13 protein-coding genes are annotated in these 15,823 nt (G+C 64.4%); 8 read left to right on the top strand and 5 right to left on the bottom strand.

The features are described 5' to 3' along the window. Positions 1 to 60 precede the first annotated feature (60 nt). Both OKW39_RS15950 and purN read right to left on the bottom strand, forming a co-directional pair. On the bottom strand, positions 61 to 1,320 hold the full coding sequence (locus tag OKW39_RS15950; protein WP_090801569.1) for an RsmB/NOP family class I SAM-dependent RNA methyltransferase: 1,260 nt from the start codon (positions 1,318 to 1,320) through the stop codon (positions 61 to 63). Next, positions 1,317 to 1,970, bottom strand: coding sequence for a phosphoribosylglycinamide formyltransferase (gene purN, locus OKW39_RS15945; protein ID WP_429562998.1), 654 nt, complete (start codon positions 1,968 to 1,970; stop codon positions 1,317 to 1,319). The genes OKW39_RS15950 and purN overlap by 4 nt, the downstream gene beginning before the upstream one ends. Before the next feature lie 138 nt (positions 1,971 to 2,108). Here purN and OKW39_RS15940 point away from each other — a divergent pair, with 138 nt between their 5' ends. The 6 genes from OKW39_RS15940 (at position 2,109) to dut (ending at position 9,569) form a co-directional block, all read left to right on the top strand. Further along, positions 2,109 to 3,104: a bifunctional riboflavin kinase/FAD synthetase gene (locus OKW39_RS15940; RefSeq protein ID WP_184051586.1), complete on the top strand. Its 996-nt coding sequence runs from the start codon at positions 2,109 to 2,111 to the stop codon at positions 3,102 to 3,104. Positions 3,105 to 3,272: 168 nt separating this feature from the next. Then, on the top strand, positions 3,273 to 6,110 hold the full coding sequence (ileS, locus tag OKW39_RS15935) for an isoleucine--tRNA ligase (RefSeq protein ID WP_429562997.1): 2,838 nt from the start codon (positions 3,273 to 3,275) through the stop codon (positions 6,108 to 6,110). Continuing rightward, entirely contained in the window at positions 6,110 to 6,616 is a 507-nt protein-coding gene (lspA, locus tag OKW39_RS15930) for a signal peptidase II (protein WP_429335214.1), read from the top strand. The genes ileS and lspA overlap by 1 nt, the downstream gene beginning before the upstream one ends. 124 nt (positions 6,617 to 6,740) lie before the next feature. Beyond that, positions 6,741 to 7,958 carry a bifunctional phosphopantothenoylcysteine decarboxylase/phosphopantothenate--cysteine ligase CoaBC gene (coaBC, locus tag OKW39_RS15925; protein WP_429335215.1) on the top strand — a complete coding sequence of 406 codons (1,218 nt, stop codon included), beginning with the start codon at positions 6,741 to 6,743 and terminating at the stop codon, positions 7,956 to 7,958. A gap of 81 nt (positions 7,959 to 8,039) precedes the next feature. Beyond that, a complete protein-coding gene (locus tag OKW39_RS15920; protein WP_090801576.1) occupies positions 8,040 to 9,056 on the top strand; it encodes an LLM class flavin-dependent oxidoreductase in 1,017 nt (338 codons plus the stop codon). Positions 9,057 to 9,122: 66 nt separating this feature from the next. After that, a complete protein-coding gene (gene dut, locus OKW39_RS15915; RefSeq protein ID WP_429335217.1) occupies positions 9,123 to 9,569 on the top strand; it encodes a dUTP diphosphatase in 447 nt (148 codons plus the stop codon). 143 nt (positions 9,570 to 9,712) lie between these two features. On the opposite strand, the gene clpA is transcribed toward dut, so the two are convergent. Both clpA and clpS read right to left on the bottom strand, forming a co-directional pair. Continuing rightward, on the bottom strand, positions 9,713 to 12,010 hold the full coding sequence (gene clpA / locus OKW39_RS15910; protein ID WP_090801577.1) for an ATP-dependent Clp protease ATP-binding subunit ClpA: 2,298 nt from the start codon (positions 12,008 to 12,010) through the stop codon (positions 9,713 to 9,715). Beyond that, complete coding sequence (clpS, locus tag OKW39_RS15905; protein ID WP_008919570.1) at positions 12,007 to 12,321, bottom strand: ATP-dependent Clp protease adapter ClpS; 315 nt, start codon at positions 12,319 to 12,321, stop codon at positions 12,007 to 12,009. Before clpS ends, clpA begins: the two co-directional genes overlap by 4 nt. Positions 12,322 to 12,876: 555 nt before the next feature. Here clpS and OKW39_RS15900 point away from each other — a divergent pair. Further along, positions 12,877 to 13,083, top strand: coding sequence for a cold-shock protein (locus tag OKW39_RS15900; protein ID WP_007180614.1), 207 nt, complete (start codon positions 12,877 to 12,879; stop codon positions 13,081 to 13,083). 182 nt (positions 13,084 to 13,265) lie between these two features. Here OKW39_RS15900 and icd read toward each other — a convergent pair whose 3' ends face one another. After that, positions 13,266 to 14,522, bottom strand: coding sequence for an NADP-dependent isocitrate dehydrogenase (gene icd / locus OKW39_RS15895; protein WP_090801579.1), 1,257 nt, complete (start codon positions 14,520 to 14,522; stop codon positions 13,266 to 13,268). 261 nt (positions 14,523 to 14,783) lie between these two features. On the opposite strand from icd, the gene OKW39_RS15890 reads away from it, so the two are divergent. Beyond that, a complete protein-coding gene (locus tag OKW39_RS15890) occupies positions 14,784 to 15,353 on the top strand; it encodes a pseudouridine synthase (protein ID WP_090801580.1) in 570 nt (189 codons plus the stop codon). The last annotated feature ends 470 nt before the right edge of the window (positions 15,354 to 15,823 follow it).

Genomic DNA, 15,823 nt, shown 5'->3' with positions numbered 1-15,823 from the left:
GGAATGGCCGGCGCGCGCGGATTCATCCGCCAATCCGCGCGCCGGCCTGCAGCCGGTTGCCTAGCTCTGGCGCTCGAGCACGGCGGCGAAAAAGCCGTCGGTCGCGTGGCGGTGCGGCCACAGCGACAGGTAGTCGCCCATCTCCAGCTCGATACGCTGCTCGGCAAGGACGTCGCGCGCCGGCACCAGCGCGAAATCAGGGTGATCGGCGAGGAACTGCTGCACGACCGCCTCGTTTTCGGCTTCGAGAATCGAGCACGTAGCATAGACGAGCCGGCCGCCCTTCTTCACGAGACGCGCCGCGCTCGTGAGAATCGACGCCTGCTTCGGCGCCAGCTCGGCGACCGACTCCGGCGACTGGCGCCACTTCAGATCCGGGTTGCGGCGCAGCGTGCCGAGGCCGCTGCACGGTGCATCGACGAGCACGCGGTCGATCTTGCCAGCCAGACGCTTGATCTTCGCGTCGTGTTCGCTGTCGATCAGCACCGGGTTCACGTTCGACAGGCCGCTGCGCGCGAGACGCGGCTTCAGCTTCGCGAGACGCCGCTCGGAGATATCGAACGCGTAGAGCCGGCCGGTCGAGCGCATTGCCGCGCCGAGCGCCAGCGTCTTGCCGCCCGCGCCCGCACAGAAATCGACGATCATCTCGCCGCGCCGAGGCGCGACCAGCGAGCACAGCAGCTGGCTGCCCTCGTCCTGCACTTCGAGCCAGCCCTGCTGGAACGCGTCGAGCTTGGTGAGCGCCGGCTTGCCGACCACGCGCACCCCGAGCGGCGCGAACGGCGTCGCGCCCGCCTCGATGCCAGCCTTCGACAGCGCACCCAGCACGTCGTCGCGGCTCGCCTTGATCGGGTTCGCGCGCAGATCGAGCGGCGCCGGGTAGTTCAGCGCGGCGGCCAGCTGCGCGAGCTCGGCGGCCTCGAAGCGCGAGCTGAGCGCCTGGCTGATCCAGTCGGGCAGGTTCAGGCGAATCCGCAGTGGCAGGCTTTCCGGGTCGATCTTCGCCACGTGTTCGAGCCAGGTCGCCTCGGCCTCGGTGACGAACGGCTTGAGCGCCGAGCGTCCGGCCGTCTGCATCAGGCCCAGCAGCGCCATGCGGCGCGCGGGGCTGCCAGTGCCGCTTTCGGCCAGATGCGCGAACTCCATCCGGCGGCGCAGCACGGCGAACACCGCCTCGGCGATCACGCCGCGCTCGGCGTGCCCGAGCTTCGGATGCGCGCGGAAGAAGCGGCTCGTGGCGGCGTCGGCGGGGCCGTTCAGCCGCAGCACTTCGGCCAGCAGCGTTTCAGTTTGTCCAATCAGGAAACCATGCAATCTCATGCGCCCTCTCCGGCGGTGTGACCGGCAAAGAGCCATTGCGGCTCCGACGGCGTAAGCGTGACGCGCGAGCCGTCCAGAGCGAGACGCCCTTCGACGAACCAGCGCACCGCGCGTGGATAAATGATGTGCTCGGTGGCGAGCACGCGTGCGGCGAGCGTCTGTGCGGTATCGCCCGCCTCGACAGGCACCGCCGACTGCAAGACGATCGGCCCGTGATCCAGCTTTGATGTGACAAAATGCACCGACGCGCCGTGGAACCGCACGCCGGCGTCGAGCGCCTGCTGATGGGTCTTCAGACCAGGAAAGCTCGGCAGCAATGACGGGTGCACGTTCAGCATGCGCGCTGCGTAGTGGTCGACGAAGCGCTCGGTCAGCACGCGCATGAAGCCCGCGAGCACGACGAGGTCCGGCGCGATGGCGTCGATCTGCTCGGCGAGTGCCGCGTCGAAGCTGTCGCGATCCGGAAACTGGCGGTGGTCGACCACCACCGTGGCGATGCCATGCGACGCCGCGAACGCGAGCCCCGCGGCATCGGGACGGTTAGCAATCACGGCGGCGACCCGCGCCGGCCAGCCCTCGCTCGCGCAGGCGCGCACGATGGCTTCCATGTTGCTACCCCGCCCGGAAATCAGGATGACGAGTTTTTTCATGCGCGGATTTTATCATTCGGCAATCGCCGGACCGCGACCGCGCAGCCGTCTGTTGCGCCAAGCGTTTATAATCGATTGTTTTGCGGCACCCCGCCCGCGCCCCTATTGCAATCGCAGCAACGCCTGCAACCCGCTATCGTGAGAGTCTTCCGCGGCCTTCCCAATGCCGAGAGCCGCGCGCCGTGCGCGCTGACCATCGGCAACTTCGACGGTGTCCACCGCGGCCACCAGGCTCTGCTCGCCCACGTGCGCGCGGCCGCGAACGCGCGTGGCCTGCCCGTCTGCGTGATGACCTTCGAGCCGCACCCGCGCGAGTTCTTCAACCCGGCCGGCGCGCCGCCGCGCATCGCGATGCTGCGCGACAAGCTCGAGGCGCTGCGCACCAACGGGGTCGACCGGGTCGTCGTCGAGCACTTCAATCACACGTTCGCGAGCCAGTCGCCAGATGCGTTCGTCGAGCGGATCATCGTCAACGGCTTGCACGCGCGCTGGATCATGATCGGCGACGACTTCCGCTACGGCGCGAAGCGCGCCGGCGATTTCGCGTCGCTGCGCACGGCCGGCAAGCAGTACGGTTTCGAAGTCGAACAGATGGCGACGGTCGCCGATCCGTCGGGCGCGCGCATCTCGAGCTCGGGCGTGCGCGCGGCGCTGGTCGCGGGCGACCTCGACTCGGCGCGCGCAGCGCTCGGCCGCGACTATCTGATCAGCGGCCACGTCACCCATGGCATGAAGCTCGGCCGCGATCTCGGCTTTCCGACGCTCAATCTGCCGATCGCGCACAAGCGTCCGGCACTGGCCGGCATCTTCGTCGTACAGGTGCACGGCATCGCCGAGCAACCGCTGCCCGGCGTCGCGAGCCTCGGCCTGCGCCCCACCGTCGACGATTCCGGCCGTGTGCTGCTCGAAGTGCACCTGCTCGATTGGCACGGCGACGCGTATGGCAAACTCGTGCGCGTCGAATTTCTGAAGAAGCTGCGCGACGAGGAGAAGTTCGTCGATCTCGAAACGCTGACCGCCGCGATCGCGCGCGACGTCGCCAATGCCCGCGCATGGTTCGCTGCGGTCGGCGCCGGCACGCCGGGCAGCCGTTCCACCGGTTTCGCCACCTCGGCCACCGACCGAATTAGATAACCACCGCGGTTCGGGCCGGTGCGCCGCGCCGCACGAACCGTCGCCGCGCGCATCGAAGGGCGTCCGTGCTTCACGCGGAGCCGCCTGCCGGGCGCGTCCCACGCTCCTCGCGCAGCGCGCAATCCGCGCGCCGCTACGCATAGAAACGAATTCACCGCCACCCACATCATGAGCAACAAAAAAGCTGATTCGAAACCGCAGTCCCGCTACCCGGTCAACCTGCTCGACACACCGTTCCCGATGCGCGGCGACCTGCCCAAGCGCGAGCCGCAATGGGTCAAGGACTGGCAGGAACGCAAGGTGTACGACAAGATCCGCGCCGCCTCTAGGGGCCGCACGAAGTTCATCCTGCACGACGGCCCGCCGTATGCGAACGGCGACATCCACCTCGGTCACGCGGTGAACAAAATCCTGAAGGACATGATCGTCAAGGCGCGCAATCTGGCGGGCTTCGACGCGGTCTACGTGCCGGGCTGGGACTGTCACGGCATGCCGATCGAAATCCAGATCGAAAAGCAGTTCGGCAAGTCGCTGCCGGCGGCCGAAGTGATGCAGAAGGCGCGCGCCTACGCGACCGAGCAGATCGAGAAGCAGAAGGCGGGCTTCCGCCGTCTGGGCGTGCTCGGCGACTGGGACAATCCGTACAAGACAATGAACTTCGCGAATGAAGCCGGCGAAATCCGCGCGCTCGCGAAGATCATGGAAAAGGGCTACGTATTCCGCGGCCTGAAGCCGGTCAACTGGTGTTTCGACTGCGGCTCGGCCCTCGCCGAAGCGGAAGTCGAGTACAAGGACAAGACCGATCCGACCATCGACGTGCTGTTCAGCTTCGCCGAACCAGAGAAGACCGCGCAGGCGTTCGGCCTCGCCGCGCTGCCGCGCAACGAAGGCGGCATCGTGATCTGGACCACTACGCCGTGGACCATCCCCGCCAACCAGGCGCTGAACCTGCATCCGGAACTCGTCTACGCGCTCGTCGACACGCCGCGCGGCCTGCTGATCCTCGCTGAGAAACGCGTCGAGGCGTGCCTGAAGCTGTACGGCCTCGAAGGCACGGTCGTCGCGACGACGCCGGGCGAAAAGCTCGTGAACCTGCGCTTCAACCACCCGCTCGCGTCCGCGCATCCGGGCTACAAGCGCACCGCGCCGGTCTACCTCGGCGACTACGTGACGACCGAAACCGGCACCGGCATCGTGCACTCGTCGCCGGCGTACGGCGTGGAAGACTTCGTGTCGTGCAAGGCGCACGGCATGGCCGACTCGGACATCATCAACCCGGTGATGGGCGACGGCCGCTACATCGAATCGCTCGCGCTGTTCGGCGGCCTGTCGATCTGGGCTGCCAATCCGCAGATCGTCGAGGCGCTGCAAGGCGCCGGCTCGCTGCTGCGCACCGAGAAGTACACGCACAGCTACATGCACTGCTGGCGCCACAAGACGCCGATCATCTACCGCGCCACTTCGCAGTGGTTCGCCGGCATGGACGTGAAGCCGAACGACGGCGACAGGACGCTGCGCGAGACCGCACTCGAAGGCATCGAGAACACGGCGTTCTATCCGTCGTGGGGCAAGCAGCGCCTCTTCAGCATGATCGCGAACCGCCCGGACTGGACGCTGTCGCGGCAGCGCCAGTGGGGCGTGCCGATGGCGTTCTTCGTGCACAAGGAAACCGGCGAGCTGCATCCGCGCACGCTGGAGTTGCTCGAACAGGTCGCGCAGCGCATCGAGAAGGAAGGCATCGAGGCATGGCAGACGGTCGATCCGCGAGAGCTGATCGGCGAGGACGCCAACCTGTACGAAAAGAACCGCGACACGCTCGACGTGTGGTTCGATTCAGGCACCACGCACTGGCACGTGCTGCGCGGCTCGCACAAGGACGAGCTGCAGTTTCCGGCCGACCTGTACCTCGAAGGCTCGGACCAGCATCGCGGCTGGTTCCATTCGTCGCTGTTGACCGCGTCGATGCTCGACGGCCGCCCGCCCTACAACGCGCTGCTCACGCACGGCTTCACCGTCGACGGCGAAGGCCGCAAGATGAGCAAGTCGCTCGGCAACGGCATCGATCCGCATGAAGTCGCAAACCGCCTCGGCGCGGAAATCATCCGCCTGTGGATCGCGTCGACCGACTACTCGGGCGAGCTCGCGATCTCCGAGGAAATCCTGAAGCGCGTGACGGAAGGCTATCGCCGCATCCGCAATACGCTGCGCTTCCTGCTCGCGAACCTGTCGGACTTCGACTTCGCGCAGCACGCGCGTCCGGTCGAAGACTGGCTCGAAATCGACCGTTACGCGGTGACGCTGTCGGCGAATCTGCAGAACGACATCCTCGCGCACTACGAGAAGTACGAGTTCCACCCGGTCGTCGCCAAGTTGCAGACGTTCTGCTCGGAAGACCTGGGCGGCTTCTACCTCGACGTGCTGAAGGACCGCCTCTACACGAGCGCGGCGGATTCGGTCGCCCGCCGCTCGGCGCAGACCGCGCTCTACCACATCGCGCACGGGCTGCTGCGCGTGATGGCCCCGTTCCTGTCGTTCACCGCGGAAGAAGCGTGGAAGGTGTTCCAGCCCAATAGCGAAACGATCTTCACCGAGACGTACCACGCGTACCCGGCCGTGCCGGACGCGGGCGCGCTGCTCGACAAGTGGACGTTGCTGCGCGCGGTGCGCGGCGACGTGACCAAGGCGCTCGAAGAGGCGCGGGTCGCGGACCTGATCGGCTCGTCGCTGCAGGCGGAAGTCGAAATCCGCGCGAGCGGCGCGCGTTACGACGCACTCGCGAGCCTCGGCGACGACCTGAAGTTCGTGCTGATCACGTCGGCGGCGAACGTCGTCAAGGTCGACAGCGAAGCCGATGAAGGCGTCGAAGTGATCGCGTCGAAGTACCTGAAGTGCGAGCGCTGCTGGCACTATCGCGCGGACGTCGGCGCGAACGCCGAGCATCCGTCGCTGTGCGGCCGCTGCTTCAGCAACCTGTTCGGCAGTGGCGAATCGAGGAGCGCGGCATAATGGCGAGAACCATGTCGAAAACGCGCACCGGAAGCAGTTCGCTCGCACCCTGGCTCGGCATCGCGCTGATCGTCATCCTGTTCGACCAGCTGACGAAAATCGCCGTGCGCAAGGTGTTCGCCTACGGTGTGCCGCACGAGGTCACGCCGTTCTTCAACCTGATTCTCGTGTTCAACCGCGGCGCCGCGTTCAGCTTCCTCGCGATGGCGGGCGGCTGGCAGCGCTGGGCGTTCACCGCGCTCGGCGTGGTCGCGGCGCTCGTGATCTGCTATCTGCTCAAGCGGCATAGCGGGCAGAAAATGTTCTGCACGGCGCTCGCGCTGATTCTCGGCGGCGCGCTCGGCAATGTGATCGACCGGCTCGCGTACGGCCACGTGATCGACTTCCTCGATTTCCACGTGGGCGGCTGGCACTGGCCGGCGTTCAATCTCGCCGACAGCGCGATCACGATCGGCGCGATCCTGCTCCTGATCGACGAGCTGCGACGGGTACGCGGCACACGCTAACGTCGCCGACGTGATGCACGGTCGCGGCTGCGCGAGCCGTGCCTCAGGTCCGGTTCGAAGCGCGCGGCGACGACGGGCAACGCCCTCGCGCCGCCGCGCGATCACGCTTTGTCGGAGGCTTTCGTTGGCAACCGCAGAACTCGCAGGCAAACACCTCGTCCTCGGCATGACGGGCGGCATCGCCTGCTACAAGATCGCCGAACTCACGCGTCTGCTGACCAAGGCAGGCGCGACCGTGCAGGTCGTCATGACCGAAGCGGCCACCCAGTTCATCACCCCCGTCACGATGCAGGCGCTGTCGGGGCGGCCGGTCTTCACGAGCCAGTGGGACGGTCGCGTGCCGAACAACATGGCGCACATCGATCTATCGCGCGAAGCCGATGCGATCGTGATCGCGCCGGCGTCGACCGACTTCCTCGCCAAGCTCGCGCACGGCATGGCCGACGATCTGCTGTCGACGCTGTGCATCGCACGCGACTGCCCGCTGCTCGTCGTGCCGGCGATGAACCGGCAGATGTGGCAGAACCCGGCCACGCAACGCAACGTCGCGCAACTGCGCGCGGACGGCGTCGAGGTGCTCGGCCCCGATTCGGGCCCGCAGGCCTGCGGCGAAATCGGCGATGGGCGCATGCTCGAAGCGGCCGCGACCTACGAGGCGGTCGCGTCGTTCTTCGCGCCGAAAATCCTGTCCGGCCGGCGCGTGCTGCTGACCGCCGGGCCGACCTTCGAACCGCTCGACCCGGTGCGCGGCATCACCAATCGTTCGAGCGGCAAGATGGGCTTCGCGCTCGCGCGCGCCGCGCAGCAGGCCGGCGCCGACGTGCATCTGGTGGCCGGTCCGGTCGCGCTGGAAACGCCGTGGGGCGTCTTGCGCGAGGACGTGCAGACCGCGCAGCAGATGCACGACGCGGTGATGCGCGCGGTCGCGGAGGCGGACATTTTCATCGGCGTCGCGGCGGTGGCCGACTGGCGCGTCGACCACGTCAGCGATCAGAAGATCAAGAAGACCGCCGAGCACGCGCTGCCGAGCTTTTCATTCGTCGAGAATCCAGACATCCTCGCCGCGGTCGCCGGGCTGCCGAAGCCGCCGTTCGCGGTCGGCTTCGCCGCCGAAAGCGACAACCTCGAAGTCCACGGCGAGGAAAAGCGCGCGCGCAAGAACGTGCCGCTGCTGATCGGCAATCTGGGGCCGCAAACGTTCGGGCTCGACGACAACGAAGTGATTCTGTTCGAAGCAGGCCGCGCGACGAAGCTGCCACGCGCCGACAAGCAGACGCTGGCGCGCGCGCTGATCGCGGAAATCGCGAAGCGTCTGCCGCCCGGCATCAGTCCGGTTGGCTGAACGAGCGAGCAGCAGTGGGCCCGTGTGGCCCTGCCATCTTTGCCCGGTTAGCCGACCGGAATCACCTGGAGCACTACTGCCATGACGCTACTCTCCGTGCTCGATCAAACACCGGTGATCGCCGGCCATTCGGTGGCGGACGCGATCGCCGCGACCGTCGAACTCGCGCAACTCGCCGACGACCTCGGCTACACGCGCTACTGGTGCGCCGAGCACCACGGCCTGCGCGGCGTGTCGAATCCCTGCCCTGAAGTGATGCTGGCGCGCCTCGGCAGCGTGACCAAACGCATTCGCATCGGCTCGGGCGGCATCATGCTGCCGTACTACAGCCCGTTCAAGGTCGCCGAGCAGTTCATGATGCTCGAGGCGCTGTTTCCGAATCGCGTCGATCTCGGCGTCGGACGCGCGCCGGGCGGCGACATGCGCACCGCGCAGGCAGTCGCCGCCGGCGCTTACAATCGCGGCGAGCATTTTCCGCAGCAGGTCGCCGAGTTGCTCGGCCTCATGCACGGCGCGCTGCCCGACGATCATCTCGCGCAGGGCGTGCTGCTGCAGCCGCAGATCGATACGCGCCCGCAGCTGTGGATGCTAGGCTCGAGCGACTTCGGCGGTTTGCTCGCGGCGCAGCTCGGCATCCGCTTTTCGTTCGCGCATTTCATCAACGCGCATTTCGGCAAACAGGTCGCGCTGGCGTATCGCGAGCGCTTCCAGCCTGGCAAAGACGCGTCGCGGCCGTATCTGGCGGCCGCGGTCTTCGTGATCTGCGCGGATACCGAGCAGGAAGCCGCGGACCTCGAAAAAGCCGTTGATCTACGTCGCGTGCAGATGGCGTATGGTCTGAACGAACCGATACCCTCGATCGAGCAAGGCATCGCGCAGGAATATGGCGAGCGCGAACAGCTCGTGATCGACCGCGAAAAGCCGCGCAGCATCATCGGCACGCCTGAGCGCGTGACCGAACGGCTCACGGATTTACAGCAGCAGTTCCAGGCCGACGAGCTGATGGTGCTGACCGTCGCCGGCAGCTATCGTGCGCGCTTGCGCTCCTACGAACTGCTCGCCGACGCGTTTCAGCTCGGCTCGAACCAGGCGGCTTGATCGCAAAGGCGTTGCCAGTCAGCCGCGTGCCCCTTCACCAATCTCACCCCCAACTATCGAACCTGAATGAAACTCGACCTGAAGATTCTCGATCAGCGCATGCGCGAACAGCTCCCCGCTTACGCGACGACCGGTAGCGCCGGCCTCGATCTGCGCGCCTGCCTCAACGAACCGCTGACGCTGAAACCCGGCGAAACCGCGCTGGTGCCGACCGGACTCGCGATCCACGTCGGCGACCCCGGTTATGCGGCGTTGATTCTGCCGCGCTCGGGTCTCGGCCATAAGCATGGGATCGTGCTCGGCAATCTGGTCGGCCTGATCGATTCCGATTACCAGGGCCAACTGATGATCTCGACGTGGAATCGCGGCGAGACGACATTCGTGCTGAATCCGATGGAACGCCTCGCTCAACTGGTGATCGTGCCCGTCGTGCAGGCCGGGTTCAATATCGTCGATGACTTCGAGGAAAGCGTGCGCGGCGCGGGCGGGTTTGGTAGCACCGGCAAGCATTGATCGATTGCTGCGACGCGGCGGCTGGCGCCTTCGGCGAGCGCCGTGAGAAAAAACCAGAGCATAAAAAAACGGCGCGGGATAAAACCCGCGCCGTTCTGCCTTTGGTGTCCGGCCAGCTCAACGCCACGTCGGCCTGACTGACATCACTCGACTTCCACCGCCTCCGGATTCGGATTGCGCGGCGCCGGATGCTCGTCGAAGGTCAACTGCACCTTGTCGTCGGCATCGACGTCGACCGTCACGCGGCCGCCGTTCATCAGCTTGCCGAACAGCAGCTCGTCGGCGAGTGCGCGACGGATCGTGTCCTGGATCAGGCGCTGCATTGGCCGCGCGCCCATCAGCGGATCGAAACCGTGCTTCGCCAGATGCTTGCGCAGCGCATCGGTGAACAGCGCATCGACCTTCTTCTCATGCAGCTGATCTTCCAGCTGCATCAGGAATTTGTCGACCACGCGCATGATGATTTCCTCATCGAGCGAACGGAAGCTGATCGTCGCGTCCAGACGGTTGCGGAACTCCGGCGTGAACATGCGCTTGATGTCGACCATCTCGTCGCCCGCCTCGCGGCGGTTCGTGAAGCCGATCACCGACTTGCCCATCGCCTCGGCGCCCGCGTTCGTCGTCATGATGATGATGACGTTGCGGAAGTCCGCCTTCCGCCCGTTGTTGTCCGTCAGCGTGCCGTGGTCCATCACCTGCAGCAGCACGTTGAAGATGTCCGGATGCGCCTTTTCGATTTCGTCGAGCAGCAGCACGCAGTGCGGCTTCTTCGTGATCGCCTCGGTCAGCAGGCCACCCTGGTCGAAACCGACGTAGCCCGGCGGCGCGCCGATCAGCCGGCTCACCGCGTGACGCTCCATGTACTCCGACATGTCGAAGCGGATCAGCTCGATGCCGAGCGTGAACGCGAGCTGCTTCGCGACCTCGGTCTTGCCGACGCCGGTCGGACCCGAGAACAGGAATGCGCCGATCGGCTTGTCGAGCTTGCCGAGGCCCGCGCGCGCCATCTTGATCGCGGCCGACAGCGCATCGATAGCCGGATCTTGACCGAACACGACGCTCTTCAGATCGCGGTCGAGCGTCTGCAGCTTGCTGCGATCGTCCTGCGACACGCTTTGCGCCGGCACGCGCGCGATCTTCGAGATGATTTCCTCGATCTCGTTCTTGCCGATCGTCTTCTTCTGCTTCGACTTCGGCAGAATGCGCTGCGCCGCGCCCGCTTCGTCGATCACGTCGATCGCCTTGTCCGGCAAATGACGATCGGTGATGAAGCGCGCCGACAGCTCAGCCGCCGCCGACAGCGCACCCGACGAATACTTGACGCCGTGGTGCTCTTCGAAGCGCGATTTCAGCCCGCGCAGGATCGCGACCGTCTGCTCGACGGTCGGCTCGGTCACGTCGATCTTCTGGAAACGACGCGACAGCGCCGCGTCCTTTTCGAAGATGCCGCGATATTCGGTGAAGGTGGTTGCCCCGATGCACTTCAGCGTGCCCGACGAGAGCGCCGGTTTCAGCAGGTTCGACGCGTCCAGCGTGCCGCCCGACGCGGCGCCCGCGCCGATCAGCGTATGGATTTCGTCGATGAAGAGAATGGCGTGCGGACGCTCCTTCAGTTCCTTCAGCACCGTCTTCAGACGCTGCTCGAAGTCGCCGCGATACTTGGTGCCCGCGAGCAGCGCGCCCATGTCGAGCGAATACACCTGGGCATCGGCCAGGATGTCCGGCACTTCGCCGCGCGTGATGCGCCATGCGAGCCCTTCGGCGATCGCGGTCTTGCCGACACCGGCCTCGCCGACCAGCAGCGGATTGTTCTTGCGGCGGCGACACAGCACCTGCACCACACGCTCGACTTCCGACTCACGTCCGATCAGTGGATCGATGCGGCCGTCCTTCGCCATCTGGTTCAGGTTCTGCGTGAACTGGGCGAGCGGCGTTTCCTTCTGCGCGGCTGCTTCGTCGGACTCGGCATTCGCATCGCTCGCCTTCGCGGCGTCCGAACTGCTCGTCTTGGCGATGCCGTGCGAGATGAAATTGACTACGTCCAGACGCGTGACGCCCTGCTGCTGCAGGTAGTACACCGCATGCGAGTCCTTCTCGCCGAAGATCGCGACCAGCACGTTCGCGCCGGTCACTTCCTTCTTGCCGTTCGAGGTGGACTGCACATGCATGATCGCGCGCTGGATCACACGCTGGAAACCGAGCGTGGGCTGCGTGTCGACGTCGTCCGTGCCCGGCACGGTCGGCGTGTTGTCATGAATGAAGTTGCGCAGGTTCTGGCGCAGATCCTCGATATTGGCCGCGCATGCGCGCAGTACCTCTGCCGCCGTCGGGTTATCCAACAGCGCGAGCAAAAGATGCTCGACCGTTATGAACTCGTGCCTTGCCTGGCGCGCTTCCATGAACGCCATATGCAGGCTGACTTCCAGTTCCTGGGCAATCATGCTTCCTCCATCACACACTGCAGCGGATGCCCGGCCTGCCGTGCGTGGGTAACGACTTGCTCGACTTTGGTCGACGCGATGTCCCGCGTATAGACCCCACAAACTCCCCTGCCCTCGCGATGCACCTTCAACATAACCTGCGTTGCGGTTTCACGATCCTTATTGAAATATTCCTGCACGATCATCACGACAAATTCCATCGGCGTGAAGTCGTCATTCAGCAGCACCACCTTGTACATGGATGGCGGCTTGAGTTTCTGCTCCTGCCGCTCCAGTACGGTGCCGTCCTGCTTGTCCGGGATAATCGCCATACACCCATTCTAAACAACTAGGACAGGCCCGCAATCCTGTCAGAACCCGGCCGCCCGGCCGATGAGCCCGTTCGCTGCCACCCGGCGGTCACGACGCTGTCATGTTCGGCCTGGCCTGCGCGTTTTCGACGGGCCGATTGCGGTGCCGGCCCCGATCCTGTCATGCGCGGCGCGTGCTGCACCGCGGTCGGATCGAGTATCGCACAACCTGCCGGTACTGGCTGCGAGCGCTCGCCGCGCTGGGCGTCGGCGCCGCGGGCACAGTCAGCATGTGAGTGGATTATGCGACTTTTCAAGCCACGCCGCTTGCGCCACCGCACATACGGAAGCGGTAAAAACCCTGGAAAGCGGCCTGTTTGCAACGCGACAACGACGTCTCAAAATTTTCTTGACACTCGAATAAAGAGCCCCAACAATCAAGCTGGCACTTTTTTCACCAAGCCATAATCTCGAAAAAATGCCGATGGTGAGCTTGTGAGGAGGGAACGACTGCCTCGCGTGGTCGTGGCTTTTCGAGGGCTCGTGGTAGTGACATGAGTTACAGGGGAAGTTGGAATGGCAACTGGTACGGTCAAATGGTTTAACGACGCAAAGGGTTTCGGATTCATCACGCCTGACGAGGGCGGCGAGGATCTGTTTGCACACTTCTCGGCCATCCAGATGAATGGCTTCAAGACGCTGAAGGAAGGCCAGAAGGTCACCTTCGAAGTCGTGCAAGGCCCGAAAGGCAAGCAGGCATCGAACATTCAGGCGCCAGCCTGAAACGTTTCGATACCCGTCCTTTTTGAAACCCGGCTCCGCGCCGGGTTTCTTTTTTGCGGCAGCTTTCTATTGCAACGGATTTTCCGGCCGGAAAGCCGCCCGAAAATTCCGGGTATAAAAATACCCCGGCCGTTTGCTGGCGCCGGAGGTTTTATGCGAAACGGATAATCCCGGCGCGTCAATTACATATTTTCGATCATCACTTGCCCAAATGCCGAGCACGACACCTGGGTCGCGCCTTCCATCAGGCGGGCAAAATCGTAAGTAACGCGCTTTTGCAGGATCGATTTTTCCATCGAGCTGATTATCAGATCCGCCGCCTCGAACCAGCCCAGGTGGCGCAGCATCATTTCCGCTGACAGGATTTCCGAGCCGGGATTCACGTAATCCTTGCCCGCGTATTTCGGCGCCGTGCCGTGCGTCGCTTCGAACATCGCAACCGAATCCGACAGGTTCGCGCCCGGCGCGATTCCGATGCCGCCGACCTGCGCGGCGAGCGCGTCCGAGATGTAGTCGCCGTTCAGGTTCAGCGTGGCGATCACGTCGTATTCGGCCGGGCGCAGCAGGATCTGCTGCAGGAACGCGTCGGCAATCACGTCCTTCACGACGACGTCGCCGCCGGTCTTCGGATTCCTGACTTTCATCCAGGGACCGCCGTCGATCAGCTCCGCGTTGAACTCCTTCTGCGCGAGCGCGTAGCCGTAGTCGCGAAACGCGCCTTCGGTGTACTTCATGATGTTGCCCTTGTGCACCAGTGTGACCGAGCGGCGTTCATTGTCGATCGCGTACTGGATCGCCTTGCGCACCAGACGCTCGGTACCTTCGCGCGACACCGGCTTGATGCCGATACCCGACGAATCCGGAAAGCGGATCTTCTTCACGCCCATTTCTTCGCGCAAGAACTTGATGATCTTCTTCGCCTGTTCGGATTCAGCTGGCCATTCGATGCCCGCGTAGATGTCTTCCGAGTTCTCGCGGAAGATCACCATGTTGGTCTTCTCGGGCTCGCGCACCGGCGACGGCACGCCCTTCAAATATCGCACCGGGCGCAGGCACACATAGAGGTCCAGTTCCTGGCGCAACGCGACGTTCAGCGAGCGGATGCCGCCCCCGACTGGCGTGGTGAGCGGCCCCTTGATCGACACGATGTATTCCTTGACCGCCTGCAGTGTTTCGTCCGGCAGCCATACATCCGGGCCGTACACCCGGGTCGCCTTCTCGCCCGCGTAGATTTCCATCCAGTGGATTTTCTTCTTGCCGCCGTACGCCTTTTCGACCGCCGCATCCACGACCTTGAGCATGACCGGCGTGATGTCCAGACCAGTGCCGTCGCCTTCGATGTACGGGATGATCGGCTCGTCGGAAACGTTGAGCGAGAAGTCGGCGTTGACGGTGATCTTATCGCCACCTGTCGGAATCTTGATGTGCTGATACGGCATGATCGGACTCCAGTGAAAGCTGTGCAAAAGCTGATGGGAGACTGCGAAAGAGACGCCCTCGCCGCGCAATGCCGAACCGCCGCGAGCGGCCTGGCCGCTATTCTAGCCCACGTCCCACGCGCGACGCGGCCGCCCCTCGCTCCGGGTTTTCCAACATAGACGGCCTCTCGAACGCGCCACGCTCCTCTATAAGATAGAAGAATCTGCGTCCCGGTTTATGCATTATCATCGCGCCGTATCGCTCTGCCGTATCGCTCTCCTATGCGCCTTCTCGCCCTCAACAAGCCGTTCGGCACCATCTGTCAATTTTCGCCACACGAGACGCGGACGTCGCTTGCCGACTGGGTCAGGCTACCCGGCGTCTATCCGGCCGGCCGGCTCGACTCCGATAGCGAAGGCCTGCTGCTGCTCACCGACGACGGCGCGCTGCAGGCGCGCATCGCCGAGCCGCGTCACAAGCTCGTCAAACGCTATTGGGCGCAAGTCGAAGGCGCGCTCGACGACGCCGCGTTGAAAAAGCTCGCGCGCGGCGTCGATCTCGACGACTACGTGACACGCCCATGTCAGGCGACCTATGTTGAACCGTCCAGCTCGCTGTGGGCGCGCACGCCGCCGATCCGCTATCGCGCCGCGATCCCGACCACATGGATCGAGCTGTCGATCACCGAAGGCAAGAACCGTCAGGTGCGTCGCATGACGGCGGCGGTGGGTTTTCCGACGCTGCGTCTCGTGCGCGTCGGCATCGGTGCGCTTGACATTTTTTCACTCGGACTGCAACCCGGACAGAGCACCGAGTTGCGAGCGAACGCGCCATGGGATGGCGTCGCCTGAACATGATTTGACGATTGTTCGTTCATCGCCGCAACACCGCGTGCCGAACTCACGCACGCGCGAATCAGCCTGCACGTGCTCACTCCAAACCCGTTTCACGGCTGTGACAATCAAGCTAACTCGTTGTAGCAGCACGCAAAATAATGCGTGAAACGCAGGGCCGAAATGCGTGAAACAAGTGGGCTCGCCGCGAGCCTGCGCCACGCGGTTTGAGCGCGTGTCATCACGATCAAAATTTCCGCGCAATTCGCGTCAACCGCCGTACAACTCCACGCGTTATCCGACGCAGATGCCGCCGAAGCTATCCGGCATTCAGCCTTAAAGACATTTGCATACGCCGTTTTCGCGGCGAGTACGAAGGTCCGAACGCTAGCAGACGCGTCGAAAAATTTGTTCGATGCGGCTGTCAACCGAAAGGTGGATGGCACGTTTACCGACATGACTCTACATATGCCGGGTCATTTGGTTAA

Source organism: Paraburkholderia sp. MM6662-R1, from assembly GCF_050436245.1.
GTDB lineage: Bacteria > Pseudomonadota > Gammaproteobacteria > Burkholderiales > Burkholderiaceae > Paraburkholderia > Paraburkholderia tuberum.
Note: the sequence above shows the minus strand (reverse complement) of the source record. Positions and strands in the feature narration are given on the sequence as shown.

Coding starts and splice junctions, on each gene's coding strand:
- ileS (WP_429562997.1), top strand. CDS start 3,273: ATGAGCAACAAAAAAGCTGATTCGAAACCGCAGTCCCGCTACCCGGTC.
- OKW39_RS15900 (WP_007180614.1), top strand. CDS start 12,877: ATGGCAACTGGTACGGTCAAATGGTTTAACGACGCAAAGGGTTTCGGA.
- OKW39_RS15890 (WP_090801580.1), top strand. CDS start 14,784: ATGCGCCTTCTCGCCCTCAACAAGCCGTTCGGCACCATCTGTCAATTT.
- purN (WP_429562998.1), bottom strand. CDS start 1,970: ATGAAAAAACTCGTCATCCTGATTTCCGGGCGGGGTAGCAACATGGAA.
- icd (WP_090801579.1), bottom strand. CDS start 14,522: ATGCCGTATCAGCACATCAAGATTCCGACAGGTGGCGATAAGATCACC.
- OKW39_RS15920 (WP_090801576.1), top strand. CDS start 8,040: ATGACGCTACTCTCCGTGCTCGATCAAACACCGGTGATCGCCGGCCAT.
- OKW39_RS15950 (WP_090801569.1), bottom strand. CDS start 1,320: ATGAGATTGCATGGTTTCCTGATTGGACAAACTGAAACGCTGCTGGCC.
- dut (WP_429335217.1), top strand. CDS start 9,123: ATGAAACTCGACCTGAAGATTCTCGATCAGCGCATGCGCGAACAGCTC.
- lspA (WP_429335214.1), top strand. CDS start 6,110: ATGGCGAGAACCATGTCGAAAACGCGCACCGGAAGCAGTTCGCTCGCA.
- clpA (WP_090801577.1), bottom strand. CDS start 12,010: ATGATTGCCCAGGAACTGGAAGTCAGCCTGCATATGGCGTTCATGGAA.
- clpS (WP_008919570.1), bottom strand. CDS start 12,321: ATGGCGATTATCCCGGACAAGCAGGACGGCACCGTACTGGAGCGGCAG.